The sequence below is a fragment of the Sphingomonas sp. genome (assembly GCF_030145815.1).
GTDB lineage: Bacteria > Pseudomonadota > Alphaproteobacteria > Sphingomonadales > Sphingomonadaceae > Sphingomonas.
In genome coordinates, this window is record NZ_JAIXHL010000011.1 from 143,344 (window position 1) to 160,357 (window position 17,014).

General features: G+C 66.2%; 17 protein-coding genes. 7 read left to right on the forward strand and 10 right to left on the reverse strand.

What is annotated here, in order from left to right; all coding sequences use genetic code 11:
* The 8 genes from KYX69_RS11785 to KYX69_RS11820 form a co-directional block, all read right to left on the reverse strand.
* Entirely contained in the window at positions 1-2,190 is a 2,190-nt protein-coding gene (locus KYX69_RS11785; RefSeq protein WP_300497469.1) for an AAA family ATPase, read from the reverse strand.
* Positions 2,187-2,684 carry a hypothetical protein gene (locus KYX69_RS11790; protein WP_300497472.1) on the reverse strand — a complete coding sequence of 166 codons (498 nt, stop codon included), beginning with the start codon at positions 2,682-2,684 and terminating at the stop codon, positions 2,187-2,189. The genes KYX69_RS11785 and KYX69_RS11790 overlap by 4 nt, the downstream gene beginning before the upstream one ends.
* Positions 2,681-3,154, reverse strand: a complete 474-nt coding sequence (locus tag KYX69_RS11795; protein ID WP_300497474.1) for a hypothetical protein — start codon at positions 3,152-3,154, stop codon at positions 2,681-2,683. Before KYX69_RS11795 ends, KYX69_RS11790 begins: the two co-directional genes overlap by 4 nt.
* On the reverse strand, positions 3,147-5,120 hold the full coding sequence (locus KYX69_RS11800; RefSeq protein WP_300497476.1) for a hypothetical protein: 1,974 nt from the start codon (positions 5,118-5,120) through the stop codon (positions 3,147-3,149). The genes KYX69_RS11795 and KYX69_RS11800 overlap by 8 nt, the downstream gene beginning before the upstream one ends.
* Positions 5,121-5,203: 83 nt before the next feature.
* Entirely contained in the window at positions 5,204-6,769 is a 1,566-nt protein-coding gene (locus KYX69_RS11805; protein ID WP_300497479.1) for a tyrosine-type recombinase/integrase, read from the reverse strand.
* Between the two features lie 35 nt (positions 6,770-6,804).
* On the reverse strand, positions 6,805-7,977 hold the full coding sequence (locus KYX69_RS11810; RefSeq protein ID WP_300497481.1) for a tyrosine-type recombinase/integrase: 1,173 nt from the start codon (positions 7,975-7,977) through the stop codon (positions 6,805-6,807).
* 143 nt (positions 7,978-8,120) lie between these two features.
* The gene (gene dnaN, locus KYX69_RS11815; RefSeq protein WP_300497483.1) at positions 8,121-9,224 is read right to left on the reverse strand and encodes a DNA polymerase III subunit beta; all 1,104 of its coding nucleotides are present in this window, start codon (positions 9,222-9,224) and stop codon (positions 8,121-8,123) included.
* Between the two features lie 147 nt (positions 9,225-9,371).
* The gene (locus tag KYX69_RS11820) at positions 9,372-10,028 is read right to left on the reverse strand and encodes an outer membrane beta-barrel protein (RefSeq protein ID WP_300497484.1); all 657 of its coding nucleotides are present in this window, start codon (positions 10,026-10,028) and stop codon (positions 9,372-9,374) included.
* A 132-nt stretch (positions 10,029-10,160) separates the two neighbouring features.
* Here KYX69_RS11820 and KYX69_RS11825 point away from each other — a divergent pair, with 132 nt between their 5' ends.
* The 4 genes from KYX69_RS11825 (at position 10,161) to KYX69_RS11840 (ending at position 13,161) form a co-directional block, all read left to right on the forward strand.
* The gene (locus KYX69_RS11825; RefSeq protein WP_300497486.1) at positions 10,161-10,787 is read left to right on the forward strand and encodes a histidine phosphatase family protein; all 627 of its coding nucleotides are present in this window, start codon (positions 10,161-10,163) and stop codon (positions 10,785-10,787) included.
* Positions 10,784-11,248, forward strand: coding sequence for a hypothetical protein (locus tag KYX69_RS11830; RefSeq protein WP_300497488.1), 465 nt, complete (start codon positions 10,784-10,786; stop codon positions 11,246-11,248). The genes KYX69_RS11825 and KYX69_RS11830 overlap by 4 nt, the downstream gene beginning before the upstream one ends.
* Positions 11,249-11,335: 87 nt before the next feature.
* Entirely contained in the window at positions 11,336-12,544 is a 1,209-nt protein-coding gene (gene rlmN / locus KYX69_RS11835) for a 23S rRNA (adenine(2503)-C(2))-methyltransferase RlmN (protein ID WP_300497490.1), read from the forward strand.
* A 152-nt stretch (positions 12,545-12,696) separates the two neighbouring features.
* A complete protein-coding gene (locus tag KYX69_RS11840) occupies positions 12,697-13,161 on the forward strand; it encodes an outer membrane beta-barrel protein (protein ID WP_300497492.1) in 465 nt (154 codons plus the stop codon).
* Between the two features lie 57 nt (positions 13,162-13,218).
* Here the strand turns inward: KYX69_RS11840 and KYX69_RS11845 are convergent, their stop codons facing one another.
* The gene (locus tag KYX69_RS11845) at positions 13,219-14,055 is read right to left on the reverse strand and encodes a PhzF family phenazine biosynthesis protein (RefSeq protein WP_300497495.1); all 837 of its coding nucleotides are present in this window, start codon (positions 14,053-14,055) and stop codon (positions 13,219-13,221) included.
* A gap of 72 nt (positions 14,056-14,127) precedes the next feature.
* Complete coding sequence (locus KYX69_RS11850; protein WP_300497498.1) at positions 14,128-14,517, reverse strand: CZB domain-containing protein; 390 nt, start codon at positions 14,515-14,517, stop codon at positions 14,128-14,130.
* Between the two features lie 144 nt (positions 14,518-14,661).
* Here KYX69_RS11850 and KYX69_RS11855 point away from each other — a divergent pair, with 144 nt between their 5' ends.
* From KYX69_RS11855 to KYX69_RS11865, 3 genes are read left to right on the forward strand one after another with little or no spacing between them, the layout of a single operon-like run.
* On the forward strand, positions 14,662-15,411 hold the full coding sequence (locus tag KYX69_RS11855) for a sulfite exporter TauE/SafE family protein (RefSeq protein WP_300497499.1): 750 nt from the start codon (positions 14,662-14,664) through the stop codon (positions 15,409-15,411).
* Between the two features lie 31 nt (positions 15,412-15,442).
* Entirely contained in the window at positions 15,443-16,177 is a 735-nt protein-coding gene (locus KYX69_RS11860) for a cytochrome b/b6 domain-containing protein (protein ID WP_300497501.1), read from the forward strand.
* On the forward strand, positions 16,174-16,923 hold the full coding sequence (locus KYX69_RS11865; RefSeq protein WP_300497503.1) for a molybdopterin-binding protein: 750 nt from the start codon (positions 16,174-16,176) through the stop codon (positions 16,921-16,923). The genes KYX69_RS11860 and KYX69_RS11865 overlap by 4 nt, the downstream gene beginning before the upstream one ends.
* Positions 16,924-17,014: the final 91 nt, after the last annotated feature.

The window sequence follows — 17,014 nt, forward strand, 5'->3', positions numbered from 1 at the left end:
TCAAAGCCGGAGGGTCTGCCGACCGGACCAGGATGTCGGAACTGCGGCCAGTGCACGCCGAAGCAGGTCTTCGTCACCGACCAGCACGACCGTGGTGGTTGCCCTGGTCAGGCCGGTATAGATCAGCAGCCTGTCGAGCAGCCTTGATCGCGAGATCGGCATGACGACGCGCGCAAAGGCGGACCCTTGCGCCTTATGGACCGTCACGGCCCATCCCCGCCTGATGTTGCGCAGATCCGAACGCAGCACCTCGGCCCTGCTTCCGTCCACGTCGTCGAACAGCACGATGGCGCCGTTGGAGGTCGGCCGCTGGACGACGCCCAGACTTCCATTCATGAGATCCACAACGTCCTCGGGGCGATCCGACGACGCCGGTCTGTCGTAGGAGTTGCGGGTCCACAGGATCTTGCTGCCGACCGACAGGCCCCAGTCGGAGATCGGCTGCTGCTTCGACATCCAGCGCGTCTCGATCCGATCGGACAGCGTGGTAACGCCGGCCGGGCCGTGAATCGTCGCGCCGAGCAGCTGGACCTGGGCGGCATGGAAGGCACGCAGCGAGTCGCGGTCGCCCGTCGGCGGTGGCCCGGCCATCCGTTCGAAGGTGGCGAGCGCCGCATCGGCCGTGGCGGCTTCGGACACGCGGACGAGAAACGCGCCGGGCTGGTGGGGACGGTCGTAATCGAAGTCCGGCAGGTCCAAAAGGGTTCCTGTGCGGATGGCGGCTGCGACCGTCGGGATGTCGCTGCCGGCCGCCTGGCGGTGGATGCGGGTCAGCGTCGTGCGAGCGACGCTTCCCTCGATGGCGGCGGCGAACGGGCGACCTGGCGCGATCGGCGGCAGCTGGCCGGGATCGCCGACGAGGACGACGTCCACCTCGACCGGCAGCCAGGCGAGGATCTGCCACAGGTCGGGCGTGCCGATCATGGAGGCCTCGTCGATGACGACGGTGCCGGCGGCGATGCGGATCCGGCCGTTGACGACGCCCTTCAGGAAGCGATGGACGGTCATGGCCTCATGGCCGGTCGCCTCGGCGAGGCGCTTCGCCGCCCGTCCGCTGAGCGCCATCTGCACGTAGCCGCCACCGCCGGCGCGGACCGCGCGCAGGATGGCGAGGGTCACCGTGGTCTTGCCGGTGCCGGCCCCACCGTCGACCACGCAGAAGCCGGTGGTCGCGGCCATGTGGACGGCATCGCGTTGCGCGGGTTCCAGGTGATGGCCGGCCTCGTCCTCGACGCTGCGGATCGCGCCGTCGATGATGTCTGGCGCGAGGAGCGTGCGGGGCCGATGGGATCGCGCGCGGACCAGCCGTTCGACGTCGCGCTCCATCAGGCTGCAGCCGCGAGACTGGAGGAGATCGCCTTCGGCGACGAGCTCGCCCGCATCGAGCGCCAGATCGACGGCGTGGCCGGCGAGATGCGCGAACGGCTGGCCGAGAAGCCTCGCCACCCCGGTTTCAAGCTCCTGCCGGGTGCTGGCGAGGTTGCCGCCAAGGCCATGCTCGCGCCCGGAATAGCGGCGCGAGCAGGTCTCGCCCACCGCCGCGATCAGGCGGCGGGGATCGTCGGGCGCGACGCCGAGCCGAAGCGCCCGCTGGTCGACGACCTTCCAGGCTTCGACGGCGTTGACGAGGTATGGATCGGCGTAGAGCCGGTCGACGGCGGCCTCGCCCCACAGGGTGCAGGCCGCCATCGCGGTGCGTGGCTCGACGCCGTAGCGGTCGAATGCCTGCAGGACGTCCACTTCGTGCCGGAGGCCCGCGAAGGCGGCGACGATGTCGGCGGCGGCAACGGGACCGACGAGCGGAGACATGGCCGCCGCGTCGCCCTGACGAAGAAGGTCGTAGAGGCGTTCGCCCAGTTCAAGCCAGAGGCGGAGCGCGGTGCGTTCGCCGACGCGCGGTATCGCCTTGCTGGTGGCGATCCAGCGGACGATGCTTCCGCCAGACGGAAGCAGCGGCAGCGCTATGGCTGCGAGGATCTGGGGACCGTGATGGGGGTGTTCGACGACGGGCCCTGTGACCCGCCACGTCTCGCCCGGGGCCGGGTGGCGCGGAATGGATTCGTCCTGCAGCCGCGCGCGCCGGGGCCGCTGCCGATCGTCGCGATCCCAGCCGATCAGGATGCCGCCGCCGGATGGACCGGGGTGGAAGGACGTGACCGTCAGCTCGACCGAGACGGCGGCTCGGCTCAAGGTGTCCGCCCGGTGCGAGCGATCAGGCTGCGGACCGCGGCGAGTTCGTTGCGCAGCTGCTGGTTCTCCGCCCGCAGGAGGAGGACCTCGCGCTCGAGTTCGCCGACGCGCCGTTCGGCCGGACGCTTCGCCTCGGCTGCCTCCACCGCGTCCGCCAGCGCGCCGCCTCGGGCCTTCCCTTCCCAGTCGGCGAACTCGGCGAGGAGCCTGGCGCACCATTCGTTCGTGGCGAAGTTCTGGCGGTTGAAGGATGCGCCCGATCGCTCGGCCATTGCAGCGGCGACCTTGCCCGGCGAGGCCTTCCCTGCATGTCGCGGCAGGGCCTCGCCGGCGGCCGCCATTGCGAGGAGGTGGTCGGCGACGCGGCGGGCGTTGGCTCGTGCCGCCGCTGCCGACCCGCCGAGCGTTCGATCGGAGGTGGCGTCGAGATCGGCGAGGACGGCCGCGATCCGCGAACCGATGCCCTTATCATCTCGCTGCGGGTTGGGCGTCATCTGACCGACTTGAGCGGCCTGCGGCCCGTCGTGCTGTCGGTCGCGCCCTTGTAGGGCTTCTCGCTAGGCCGCTCGAGTTCACGCGTCGGAATGCCGAGGCGGACCGCGTTGATGATGTGCAGCATCAGCCGCTCGTCGAGGGCGGCCACCTTCTTCGCCAGGTCGGCCTTCTCTGCCTCGAGCCGTTCGATCCGGGATCGTTCCGGCGAGACGTCGTGTTCAACCAGCTTGGGAACCGATCCGGTCGTGCGGAAGCTGCGATACTCCTGGACCTTGGACTCGTATGCCTCGACGATCGCCGGGTGCGCCGACAGCGCCTGGCGTGAGAAGGTCCGCTTCGCGACGGACAGGGCGGCACCCTGGACGTGCCCCCATGTCGGCCGCACGCGATGCGACAGGTCGGTCACGGCCACGACGATGCCGGTGATGTCCTTGGCCGTGAGCTGAGTGCGGGCTGTGGCCTTAGGCATCGTTCGCGCTCCTGCGATGCGTCGGCCGACGGTCGAGCTGGACGAGCGTGCCGTCCGGAACGCTATCGTCGTCATGGGTGGCGACTATGCGGCGCAAGCTGTCGGCGGTCGTCCGATGGGCCTCGAGCCAGTTGTCGGCGCCGTATGTGCCGTCGGCGGATTCCGTCTCGGCGATTCCGATGATCTCTTCCGTCTGCCGCAGGTCGGCCTCGGCTCGGGCGCGGGAGGCGGGATCGCCCTTGAGGAAGCGGTGCTCGGTGCAGGATGTGCATGAGCCGAACTCGGCGCAGGGCAGCGAGTCCCACGGATGCACGCAGAAGCCGAGGTCGGTGACGTGGGCGGTCGCCGTCGTAGTCGCGATGAATTCTTCGCGTCTAACCGGATCGCGGATCGACATGACGTGATCGGCCACGGGGCCGATCGACTGGCCGCCGCGCAGTCGCTCCCGCAGAGCCTCAGCGCGGGCCATGGGCGTGACGTGCTGGTAGGCGGCGTTCTGCGAAGGCTGTCGACGGCCCATCCATCGCGCGATCTCCATCTCGGATACGGACCCTTCGGCTGCCAGGGTGTTGAGCAGGTGGCGGAACTGGTGGGAGTTCAGGCGCAGTGGCTCGCCGTTCTCGTCCAAGTAGCCCAGCCGCTCGAACACGGATGGCTGGCTGCCGTTGGCCTGGCTCACGAGATAGACCTGCACCATGGCGTCGGTGATCAGCTGGACGGTGCCGGCGATGCCACGGTTCTGCGATCGCTTCACGAACATGTAAGGGACGACGAACAGACAGTCGGCGACGTCGAGTGTGCCGACGAGGCCGTTCAGGACGTTTCCGTGGAATGATCGCTCGAATAGTCGCCGACGCAGGGAGCCAAGCGGGACCAGGATCGGCTTGCCGCGCGTGTTGACGCGGATCATTTCGAGCTCCTGCGCCACGGCGAACTGGCGTCCCGCGATCTGGGGCATCCGCACGCTCAATCCGACCGCAGCGGCAACGTCTGCGGTGGTCAGAAGCGCGTCATCGGGCATGCCGTCCCATGGCTCGCCGAGAAGCGTCGATCCTGGATGGGCGCGCTGGTGGAGCGCCGTGGCGGCATACGGGGCCGTGATGCGAAGCAGATCGTCGACGGCGCGTCGCGCCAGATCGACCATGACGGTGGGGAGCCACTTGATCTGGGCGACCTCATGGCCGCCCTTCTCCGGCCAGTAACGCAAGCCGACGTTGACTGCGGGCTTGCCGAAGCGGTCGACGAGCTGGTTGCCATCTTCGTCGAGGGAGGGTTCCTCCACCCAGGTGTTCCGCGGAAGGGTCAGCACCTCGTTGATCCGGAAGCCCCCGCAGACGAGCAGGTCGATGGCTCGCTGGAGGACGAGATCGCGGTCGTCGAGATCGTCGCGGGCCGAGACGTGGGCGATGGCGTCCAGCGTGGCGAGCGGGGGGAGCTTGGCGTGCCGGCGCTTCAGCGCCTTCTCGCCCACCCTATCGTGCTTGTGGTCGCGGCTGATCGGGTTGCGCCAGCCGATCGGCTGGCGGGTGAGGCCATGCCTGTCGATCTCGTCGGCGATGACCTTCAGCTTGCTGCCGATGTTTGCTGCGCCTTCTCCCATCAAGGCCGCCGCCTTGTTGGCCGCCCCGTCGAAGTCGCCGTGGACCAGCAGGGCGGGATCGCCGCCTCGGTCGCGGATCTCGGCGAACAGGAGGCGCGCAGCGGCGATGAGGGTCTGCGACTGGCCGACCGCATATAGCTGGCTGGATCGGGTGTTGTAGACGCAGACCATGGCCTTCACGAAGGACATGAACGGCTCGGGGAATTCGCCGGGATCAGCCGTGTTGGCGGAGCGGAGGCTGAATACCAGGCCTCCTTCGCTGGCCGCCGACGCGCGACTGCGTTTCGGGAACGGCCAGCGGATGGCGTTCCAGTCCGCGACGCCGATCGGATTCCGCGCCTTCGCGGTCGCGATGAAGTCGGTCATGTTCGCCTGGGCCCTGCGTTCGCCATGAGTAGCGAAGGGGCGAACGACGTCACCGAGGCCATGGCGGGGAAACGGAATGGCTGTCATGCGGCGTCCGTTTCGCGCTGCGAGCAGCGGATGACGACCTCGGCGACGGCGAGCATCGTGCGATCGTGGATCTGCGTCATCTTGGGATCGGCGCCACTCGCCAGCCGCTCGTCGCGCTGGCGTTCGAGTTCGTCGAAGACGGCTTCGTGCGGACCGTCGATCCACGCCTGGAAGTGCTTGCAGGTGTAGCAGGCGATGGGGGCGAAGAGCCCGCACAGGCTGAAGGACCCGCAGTATCCGACGGTCTCGAGCGACTTGAGGGTTGGGCTGTAGTGAGGGATCCGGCTCGCCCTGTCGGCGCCCCGCGTGGCCTGATCCTTGCCGCCGATCACGGTCCCCATGAAGGCTTGGGCGATCGGTGCCAGCGCGAGACCGAGAGCCTTGTCGAGTCGCTGAACGATGTCGGAACGCGTGTTGAAGTAGACCATGACGTGGCTGGTGTCGGTATGGTCCAGCGCATCCGCGACTTCCTGGGGAGACGCCCCGCCAGCGACGAGTCTGGTCGCGAACGTGTAGCGCAGGCGCCGCGGCGTCAACTGCAATGGGGAGCCGTCGCGGGAGCGGAGGTCGAGAACGCGAACGACGCGGAACAGCGTTTCGCGCAGATCGGTCGGGACCATCCTGAAGCGCTCGTCTTCGAACTCGGTCCCTATAAGCGCAGCCCGCTCGTCACGACGCAGGAGAGGACGTGCCGCAGTCGTTCCGTTCGTTGCGCTAGCCAGCGCGCGATTCTCGACGATCAGCTCCTGCAGCAGCGCTGCGATTTCGGGGATGAGCTTGCGCGTGCGGAACTGGTCTCTGGGCCCGGCAGTCCGCTTCTTGATGCGGGGAATGCGCAGCTCGTGGACGGTGGTTCCGTCCTGAAGGGAGGTGGAGACCAGGTCGGATTCGTCGAGCCAGATGAGGTTCTTGGGATTTGTGCCGAAGGCGATGAAAAGCCAGACGGCGACGCGGTCGCTAAGCGACAGGTCCGTTGCGCGATCACCGCGCAGAGCTTCTTGGAGAGCCTCGTATTCCACGCGCGTCAGCGGGCCTGCGGACGGGTCCTGGCGCATGACGGCGACGCCCTTGGCGACGTCACGGAACTCAATGCGGTCGAGTTCGGCTCCGACGTCGGCGTCGAAGACAGACAGCCCGCCGTCCAGACACCACAGATACCAGCGGATGTAGGCGGAGAGGTATCCGCCCTGATGCTGTCCGGAGATGCCTTTCGCGACCTCTTCGCCGAACGCGGCGTAGGTTCGATAGCTGAGTGCGTCGTCGAACTGCAGGTCTCGCGAAATGGCGGTCGCCACATCGGGCGCGACCAGCTTCTTTAGATAGCTGAGCTGGCCTCGGGCGTAGTCAGCCGAATAGTTTGCGACGAGATGTCGGGCAAACCGGCGAAGCGCCGATCCTACAGGCCGTTCCACGTCGTCGATCCAGGACACGTCGATCACATGCTGCTGGCTAAGCCGCCACCGCCTTGCCGAAGTATCGACGCGGTGGCCCGAGAACGAGACGATGAACGTCTCGTCCGCGCCGTTTAAGCGTTCGATGAAGTCGTGGGCGTGGGTTGGCATTGGCGTGCAGTTCGTATCCCGGGCTGAAGCAGTGACTATTTCTTCTGCCCCATTCCCTCTTTCTGGATTCTTTCCATGCGCTTGGCGGCGCCGGCGCGGATGGACTTCTTCGAATACCGGTCCGGCATGGCTGACTGTTCAGACCAGCCCATCGCGTAGTTGCGCTCCTGCCGCGACACTGCCGGATCCGGTTTGTGGATCCTGTCGTCCTCGGTCCAGCGGTCGTTGGCGTCGTGCCGCAGCTGATGCTGGACGAGCCCCGCAAGTTCGGGATGCGCGGCGCGAAGCTGCTCGTAGAGCTGGCGTCCGCGTCGAAGGGTGAGCGGATCGCCGAGGCGGCTGACGAAGATGAAGGGGTGCTTCCGCGCCGCCGGATATCTGTTCCGGTCGCCGCGTTCCGCCAGCCACGCCTCCAGCGCAGCAAGCGCTTCTCCCTCGATGGGAAGGGTTCGGCCATGCGTCTTCACGAGCGCGGGTTCCCTGCGAGTCTCGTCGACGTCGTCGGCGCGGCGATTAATGGTGATCGTGGCCGGCGTGGAGCGATCGTCGAAGTCGCTGCGCTTCAGGGAGAACTCCTCGCCCGAGCGGAAGCCGAAGGTGTAGGCGAGCAGCAGGATGGCGTGGTTGCGGACTTGAAGCGCCTTCTGGAACGGGTTCTCCGGGTGTCCGGGCTGGATCACTTCGAGGAAGCGCAGGCGAACCGCCGGATCGAGGCCGAGCCGCTCGCTGGACTCTGATCCGCCCGTCGGGCGAGGACGATGCCGTCCCGCGCGTGCCTTGAAGGAGGCAAGCGCCGTTGTGATCATCTTCTGGTCGTCATCAGGCGCGTAACCCCGCAGCTCGCCGGCGCGGAATGCGACGAAGTCGAGGAAGGTGACGTAGCGATCGGCAGCCACGCTGCCGCTGATCCGGCCTTGTCCGTTGGCACGGGCGACGAAGCGGTTCGAGAAGAAGAGCAGCTCCTCGTCGTCCAGGAAGCGGCCGCTCCGGATCCGTTGTTCAAGATCGATGCCGAGGTCGCTCAGCAGGGTCAGCCCGACGCCTATGCCGGCCAGCTTGTTGCGGATTGTGCCGGAACTGGCGCCGGAGGGCCGGACTTCCACGATCATGAAGCGGGTGACGTCGGCGACGGGTAGGCCGGTTTGTTTGTCGGCGAGATGGAAGAGGCGTTCGCCATCTTCCATAACGACCTGCCGAATCTCGAACATATCTGGCCTCAAACTTTACACTTCAATCTACTGCCGGATATCGGAAACCTTAACTTGACACTTTAGCAGAAGTGTAAAGATGAAAAACCGTGTTAGATCAGTAGGTTGAAGCGCCAAACTTGACGAACGCAACTTACTACCACCTAGACGCGCATCGGCATCAGCACATAGAGCGCCGGCGACTTGTCATTTTCACGGATCAGCGTCGGCGCGGCGGCGTCGGCGAGGTGGACTTCGACCAGGTCGCTTTCGATCTGGCCGAGAATGTCCATCAGATAGCGCGAGTTGAACCCGATCTCGAACGGCTGCGCGGCATATTCGCCGGGGACGTCTTCGGCGGCAGTGCCATTGTCGGGGCTGGTGACCGACAGGGTGATGCGGTCGCGGTCGAGCGCCATCTTCACCGCGCGGGTTTTTTCGGTCGCGATGGTCGAGACGCGGTCGACGCCCTGCATGAAGCTGCGCGGGTCGATCTTGAGGATCTTGTCGTTCCCGGTCGGAATCACGCGGCTGTAATCGGGGAAGGTGCCGTCGATCAGCTTCGACGTCAGGATCGCGGCGCCAAGGTCGAAGCGGATCTTCGATCCCGACAGCGACACGCCGACCGATCCGTCGACCTCATCGAGCAGCTTGCGCAGTTCGGCCACGCACTTACGCGGCACGATGACGTCGGGCATTGCCTCGGCCCCTTCGGGGCGCTGCACGGTGACGCGGGCGAGGCGGTGGCCGTCGGTCGCCGCGGCCTTCAGCATGTCGTCGGCGACGTGCAGGAAGATGCCGTTGAGATAATAGCGCGTCTCTTCGGTCGAGATCGCGAAGCGGGTCTTGTCGATGATCTGCTTCAGCGTTTCTGCGGGCAGCTCGAACACGGTGGGCAGTTCACCCTCCGCAATCACCGGGAAATCGTCGCGCGGCAGGGTTCCGAGCTCGAACTTCGCGCGACCGGCATTGACCTTGATCTTGCCCTCGGCCGCGGTCAGCTCGACCTGCGACCCTTCGGGCAGCTTGCGCGCGATGTCGAACAGCGTGTGCGCGGGCACGGTGATCGCGCCGGCCTGATCGACCGCCGCAGGCACGGTTTCGTCGATCTGCAGGTCGAGGTCCGTCGCCATCAGCCGCAGCGATCCGTCGAGCGATGCCTCGATCAGCACGTTGGACAGGATCGGGATGGTATTGCGCCGCTCGACCACCGACTGGACGTGGCTGAGGCCCCGAAGGAGCGTGGCGCGTTCGATCGTCGCTTTCATGTGTATTCCAAACCCCCGGGCGGTCGCCCAAATTCAACAGACGGCGCGTGGATTGCCGTCGGAAGTTCAAGCTATCCTTAACGCGAAAAAGGGCCGGAGCAAGCGGCTCCGACCCTTCGTCGTATTCATTTGTGGACAGGCGTGCGCTCAGAAGCGGAAGCCGACGCCCACTGCGATCTGGTGACGATCGGTGTCGATGTCGAAATCTTCCGTGATCGCACCGTTGCTATATTCGAAATTCGCGTTCGAATAGTTCGAGTAGCGATACTCGAGCTTGGCATAGCTGTTGGTGCCGATCGCCTGCTCGATGCCCGCGCCGATGCGCCAGCCGTCCAGCTCGAAATTGTCGCGCAGTTCGGTGGTGCCGTCGGTCGCGAGGACGTTCAGGCGGGCGTTGGTGTAGCCGCCCTTGGCATAGACCAGCGTGCTGGGCGAGGCGAGGACACCGGCGCGCAGACCGACATAGATGTCGCGGCCCGCACCGACTTCGCCGAAACCGAAGAAGTTCGGATCGGTCGACTGTGCCTCGACCTTGCCGGTCGAATCCGACAATTCGGCCTCGACGCCAACCACCGCGCCACCGACGCCGATGTCATAGCCGAGTTCGACGCCGTACAGGAAACCGTCGACATTCTGGTCGTCGCCGTCGATGTCGCTGTCCTCGGTGCTGCCCGGACGGACGATGTCGTAACCGCCGATGACGCCGGCGCGGAAGCCGGTGAAGGTCGGATCGGTGTCCTGGGCGAAGGCCGGGGCGGCGATCATGGTCGATGCGGCCAGTGCGGCGGCAATTGCGATACGCATACTGAAACTCCTTAACTCAACCCGTGCTCGGGTCGGGGGCTCTAATGACGCTGCGCCGCACAAGTTGCATGAACGTTGGATAAACACGGAAAACCGTTGCTTTTGTGCCACAGGGCACCCATCCATGGGGCCATGCGAAAGGGACGCGACTTCATCGCACGGCATGGCGAGACGGTGTTCAACGCCGCCCGGCGGCTGCAGGGCGATCATCTGCACACGCCGCTGACCCGCGCCGGGTTCGCGCAGGCGGATGAGATGGGACGCGCGCTCGCTGGCCTGCTTGGCTCAGCGCCGACCCTCACCCTATGGGCGTCGGACACCGGCAGGGCGTTGCAAACGCTGGCGGTGATCGCCGAACATCTCGCTCTCGACTGGCACAGCGCGCGGCACGACCCGCGGCTGACGGAGATCGGCATGGGCAGCTGGGGCGGTCGCACATATGCCGAGCTGATGGCGGGGGATCTACCGGTCGTTGCCGCCACCGGCCTGCTCTATCCGGCGCCGGATGGCGAAACCTATCCTGAAATTGTAGAGCGCGTTTCGGCCTGGCTGGCAGACACCGAAAACGATCCGGGCGACCGACTGATCATCATGCACGGCATTTCCAGTCGGGTGCTGCGCGGCGTGATGACCGGGTGCGACGTGCATCCCGAGTTTGCGACGCCGGTTGCGGGCGGGTTGCCGCAGGGATCGATCGTCATGATCGAGCAGGGACGCGAGACGGTCGTGCATCTGGGCAGCGGACGGGCTCCGGCGTGAGCGCGCTGGTGCTGGCGATCGCATTCGCCGCCCAGGCGCAGGGCCGCGAATCGCTGGGCGTGTTCGACGCCTGGGGGGCGTTCCGCGATGCCGCCCCCGCGCGCTGCTATGCGATCGGGCAGCCTGTGCGCACGCGGAGCGCCGCCTTTGCCAGCATTGCCAATTGGCCGCGATCGGGTGCGCGCGGACAGATCCATATCCGCCTCAGCCGCGCGCGCGATCCCCGGGCGAAGGTGACGCTCGCGATCGGCGAGCGGCGGTTCGAACTGATCGCCGGGGCGAGTGACGCCTGGGCCCCGGACGCCCGGACCGACCGCGCGATCGTCGCGGCCATCCGGTCCAGCCGTTCGATGAGCGTCGAAAGCGTCGCGCGCGGCGGCGGCGCGTTTGCCGATGTCTATGCGCTCAAGGGCGCGGCGACGGCGATCGACGCAGCGGCGATGGGGTGCGCACGGCGGTAAGCGCGGCGTTCGGCCAGCTGCGCTGCTCCGCGCGTCACACGGCGGCGGGGCATGGAAATGTAACCCCACTTCGTCTATATGCGCGCGATGCAATCAGTCTCGACGCCGCTCATGCCCATCCCCGGGCACATTGATCCCGTGCCCGTTCCGCGCAGCCTGAAGCCGCGCGCCGACGGCCGCATCGACCTGCTCGGCCTGTCCAAGGCCGATCTGCGCATGGCGTTGGAGACATCTCAGCTCGAGCCGAAGCAGGCGAAATTGCGCGCCAAGCAATTGTGGCACTGGATCTATAATCGCGGCGTCACCGATTTCAGCCTGATGACCGATATCTCGAAAGCAATGCAGCCCTGGCTGGCGCAGCGTTTCGTGATCTCGCGCCCTCAGGTGGTCGAGGCGCAGGTGTCGACCGACGGCACGCGCAAATGGCTGCTGCGGTCCGACGATGGGCAGGATTACGAGATGGTGTTCATCCCCGACGCGGATCGGGGAACCTTGTGCGTGTCGAGCCAGGTCGGCTGCACGCTCAACTGCCGGTTTTGCCACACCGGCACGATGCGCCTGGTCCGCAATCTCGAGCCCGGCGAGATCGTCGGACAGGTGATGCTGGCGCGCGACGCGCTGGGTGAGTGGCCGAGCACGCCGGAGGGCCGGATGCTGACCAACATCGTGATGATGGGGATGGGCGAGCCGCTCTATAATTTCGACAATGTTCGCGATTCGCTGAAGATCGTGATGGATGGCGACGGGCTGGCGCTGAGCAAGCGGCGGATCACGCTGTCGACCAGCGGCGTCGTGCCGATGATGGCGCGCGCGGGTGAGGAGATCGGGGTCAACCTCGCCGTCTCGCTTCACGCGGTGACCAAGGAGGTGCGCGACGAGATCGTGCCGCTCAACCGCAAGTTCGGGATCGAGGAGTTGCTGCAGGCGTGTGCCGACTATCCCGGCGCGAACAACGCCCGGCGTATCACGTTCGAATATGTGATGCTGAAGGACAAGAATGACAGCGACGAGGACGCGCGCGAGCTGGTGCGGCTGATCAAGCAGTACAAGCTGCCCGCCAAGGTCAATCTGATCCCGTTCAATCCCTGGCCCGGTGCACCCTATGAATGCTCCACGCCGGAACGGATCCGGGCGTTTCAGGAAATCGTGTTCGGTGCGGGCATCTCTGCCCCGGCGCGCACGCCGCGCGGTCGCGACATCGACGCCGCGTGCGGTCAGTTGAAGACGGCGAGCGAGAAAAAGAGCCGCGCCGAGCTGGACCGGCTGGCCGAAGAGAAGCAGGCCGCGCTCGGCTGATCGAGCGACTGTGGCCGATATATCACGGTATTTCTACAATGTTGCAAAATTGAACCGTGTTACTCTTGTAACGCACGCGGACGCTGCCTAGTTGTGCCTCCGCAACGACATGTTGCGTAAACCAAAACAACATCCTGCTTGGGGAATCTGTTATGCGTAAGATCGCTATTCTTGCGGCGCTTGCTGCCGCCACCGTCGCTTCGCCCGCGTTCGCTCAGGACGCAGCCCCGGGTGAAGGCCGCGTCGAAGTCCGCGGCGGTATCGCATGGGCCGACGGCGCTGAAGAAGCGTTCGCTGGCGTTGCAGTCGGTTATGACTTCGACCTGGGCGACACCGCGTTCATCGGCGTTGAAGGCGGGGCCGACAAGGTCCTGACCGAGGGCGCAGACGTGTTCTGGACCATCGGTGGTCGCGTCGGCGCCAAGGTCGGCGACGCCGGCCGCGCTTATGTGCTCGGCGGCTACGGCTTCGCTGATGGCGACGACGGCGCGTTCGCAGGCGCTGGCTACCAGCACAACCTGGGCTCGAACGTCTTCGCCAAGGTCGAGTATCGCCGCACCCTGGTCGAGGGTCCGGACGTGAACTTCGCCGGCGTCGGCGTCGGCTTCCGCTTCTGATCTTTCGGTCGAAGTGACAAACGGAAAGGGCGGGCCGCAAGGTCCGCCCTTTTTGATTCAGGCGAGTTCGGCTCCGCGCGCCACGGTGGCCGTGCGTCCGCCGATCCAGACCTGGCCATCGGCGTCGATCCGCGCTTCGACGCGACCGTCGCATCCGGTCATGCGGCCCTGCGCGGCGGTGTAGCTGCCGGTCGCCAGCCCTGCGCCGAACAGATATTGGGCGGTCGCGGCATTGAGGCTGCCGGTCACCGGATCTTCGACCAGTCGGCCATTGCCATCGGTGAAGAAGGCGCGGACTTCGAACGCGATGGCGCTGCCCGCAGGGTGCGGGCCGACCAGACCGATATCGGTGCCGAGCGGCGCACGCGCGGGCGGATCGACCGCGAGCACATCGGCCGCGGAGCGCAGCCGGAGCAGCTGCCAGCCGGGGCCGTTATTGGCGTGGACCGCATCGACGATCGCTTCCGACGGAACATTGGCGAGCCGCGCCGCTTCGGCGCGCTCGGCGTCGCTGAGCGGGCCGGAGCGGACCAGCGGTGGGGCGCGGAACGACAGCATGTCGCTTGTCCGAGCGACCGGCACCAGCCCTACGCCGCATTGCTGGACGATGCGGGTCGGATCGCGCGGCACGCCGCCCGCTTCGAGCCAGGCATGGCAGGTGCCGAGCGTGGGATGCCCGGCAAAGGGCAGCTCGCCTGCGGGGTAGAAGATGCGGACCTGGTAGTCCGCCGCCGGATCGGTCGCGGGAATGAGGAAGGTCGTTTCCGAAAAGCCCAGCCAGCGGGTGAGCGCGAGCATGGCATCGGGGTCCATCGCCTGGGCGTCATGCACCACGGCGAGCGGATTGCCGGTGTTCCCGTCCGCCCCGAACACATCGACCAGATCCAGCTTCATGTCGCGCTCCTCATTCCGGCCCGGCGGATTGGACCGCGACGCGGGCTGGCGCAAGGGGCAGATGCCGGGGGCTCAGGCGAGTTCGGATGCCGCCTGAAGTTCGCTCTTCCACAAGGTCAGCGCGCGGATCAGCGTTGCCGAACGATCGGTATACTCACCTTCAAGGAACGCGCGCGCACGCGCCTGATCGCCGCGCTTGACCAGATCGAGCACCGCGCCAGCGCACTGGTGGAACTCTGCATGGAGACGCCGAATGACCTGATAGGGTTTGCTTTCGCGCGTGGCAGGATCGATATCCGGGCCGTGCAGCCATACGCCGAAGCGACACAGGTCGTCGCGGCACACCGAGGCAGGTTCGTCGTCGCTGCGGCCGGTCGACACCGCAGTGCTCAGCTTCAGCTTCCACGCGCCATGCGCGCCAATTGCTGCCTGTACCTGTGCCAGCAGATCCCGTTCGTGCATGAAATCCTATCCGTTATCGTTATTTACCGATACCATCTTAGACCGCGCAGCGCCCGCCGGGCTGCCTGAACGCCAAATCATCTACCCAAAGCGAATGCCGCGCGCGGTCTTTGCATTTATGCGCGCCGCGCTTAGTGGCGCAGAATGGAATGGTCCGCATTGTTTCTCGCCGCCGGGGCCGGGGTCGTCGGCGGCGTGATGAACGGGCTGGCCGGCGGGGGCACCTTTGCGACGCTGCCCGCGCTGATCGCGCTGGGTTTGCCAGCAAACATCGCCAATGCGACCTCGAACGTGGCGCTGCTGCCCGGCGCGGCGGCGAGCGCATGGGGATTTCGCGACGAGCTGGGGCCGGTGGCGGGGCTGTCGGTGCTGCTGCTGGCGACGATCACCTTTGTTGCGGGGCTCGGGGGCAGCCTGTTGCTGGTGCTGACCCCGACCGACACATTCGACGTCATCATCCCGTGGCTGCTGCTGTTCGCGTTCGTCGTGATGGCGTTCGGGCGGCGCGCGGCGGACTGGCTGCATGCGCGGGTAACGATCGGGCGGCGCACGCTGATCGGGGCGCAGGGGCTGCTGGGCATTTATGGCGGCTATTTCGGGGGCGGCGTGGGGTTGATGACCACCGCGACCTATGGCCTGCTCGCAAATATCGAGCCGCGCGCGCTGTTCGCGATCCGCACGCTGATGCTGGCGGTGGCCAATCTCGCTGCCGCGTTCGTGTTCATCGGCTTTGCGATGGTGGAGTGGCGCGCGTGCCTGCCGATGCTGGGCGGTTCGATCGTCGGCGGATTCGGCGGCGCGGCGATCGGCAAGCGGTTGTCGCCGCGCGTGGTGCGGATTTGGACCTTGCTTGTGACGGCCGGAACGACGATCCTGTTCTTCGCCCGGCTGTAACCTTTTCGACCCCTCCGGCGTAGTGGTGGATATGAGCGAACCGGAAAGCCCCGATGTCATTCGCCGACACACGCTGGCGACACGGCTGTGGCACTGGACGACCGCAGTCAGCGTGATCATTCTGCTTGGCAGCGGGCTGATGATCCTCAACGCGCATGGCCAGCTTTATTGGGGCGAATATGGCGCGAATTACGACCAGCCCTGGTTCAAGCTGATCTGGTTCTTTGACACCGCGCGCGTGCCGGGGTGGCTGACAATCCCGTCGAGCTACAGCCTGTCGATCGCGCGACGCTGGCACCTGTTCTTCGCGCTGGTGCTGGGGTTCGCGCTGCTCGCGTACATGATCGTCAGCCTGATCAACCGGCATTTCCAGAACGATCTGCGCATCCAGCGGAGCGAGCTGTCGCGCGGACACCTGCTCGCGGATTTCAAGTCGCATCTCGCGCTGCGCTTCCACGATCCCGAGAACCCTCGGGCTTATAATAACTTCCAGAAGATCAGCTACGCGGGGGTGATCTTCGTGCTGCTGCCGCTGGTGATCTTTACCGGCCTTGCCATGTCGCCGGGGATGAATGCGGCGTGGCCGTGGCTGCTCGACATTTTCGGCGGGCGGCAGAGCGCGCGGTCGATCCATTTCATCGTTGCGATGCTGCTGGCCGGGTTCATCATCGTGCATCTGGCGCTGGTGATCCTGGCCGGGCCGCTGAACGAGGTGCGGTCAATGCTGACCGGCAAATGGCGCGTGCCGCCGGTGGAGGGGGCATGACGCTGATCACGCGCCGTAATCTGATCGTCGCGGGGGCGGGCGGGCTGCTCGTCGGATGCGATCGCGTTGGCAGCAGTGAGACCGGGCGCGACATCCTGTTCAAGGCCGAAGCGGTGCATCGCAGTCTGCAGCGCGTCATCACCAACCGCAATGCGCTCGCCCGTGAATTCTCGCCGGAGGACATGTCGCCGCGCTTCCGCTCGAACGGCACGCGCAATCCGGGCACGCCCGCCTATCAGGCGCTGGCCGCCAACCGCTTTGCCGACTGGCGGCTACGGGTCGACGGGCTGGTCACACGGCCGCTCAGCCTGTCGCTCGCCGACCTGCGCTCCATGCCGCAGCGCGCGCAGATCACCCGACACGATTGTGTCGAGGGGTGGAGCGCGATCGGCAAATGGCAGGGGCCGAAGCTGTCGGGGATTCTGGACGCGGCGGGGCTGCGTGACAATGCGCGCTATCTGGTGTTCCACTGCGCGGACAGTCTGCGCGGCGGAGCTTATTATGAATCGATCGACCTGATCGATGCCTTCCACCCGCAAACGATCCTCGCCTGGGCGATGAACGATGCGATCTTGCCGATCGCGCATGGCGCGCCGGTGCGGCTGCGGGTCGAGCGACAGCTGGGCTACAAGCACGCCAAATATGTCATGCGGATCGAGGCGGTGGCATCGCTCGACGGGATCGGCCGCGGCAAGGGCGGTTATTGGGAGGATGTCGCCGATTACGAATGGTATGCGGGGATTTAGAGTCGCTTCTAGTTGGGCGGCACCGGCCCGCTCCCCCACCCGGCCACCCAACGACACTGTATTCTATGGGTGCTGTCTCTTATAAACAAAT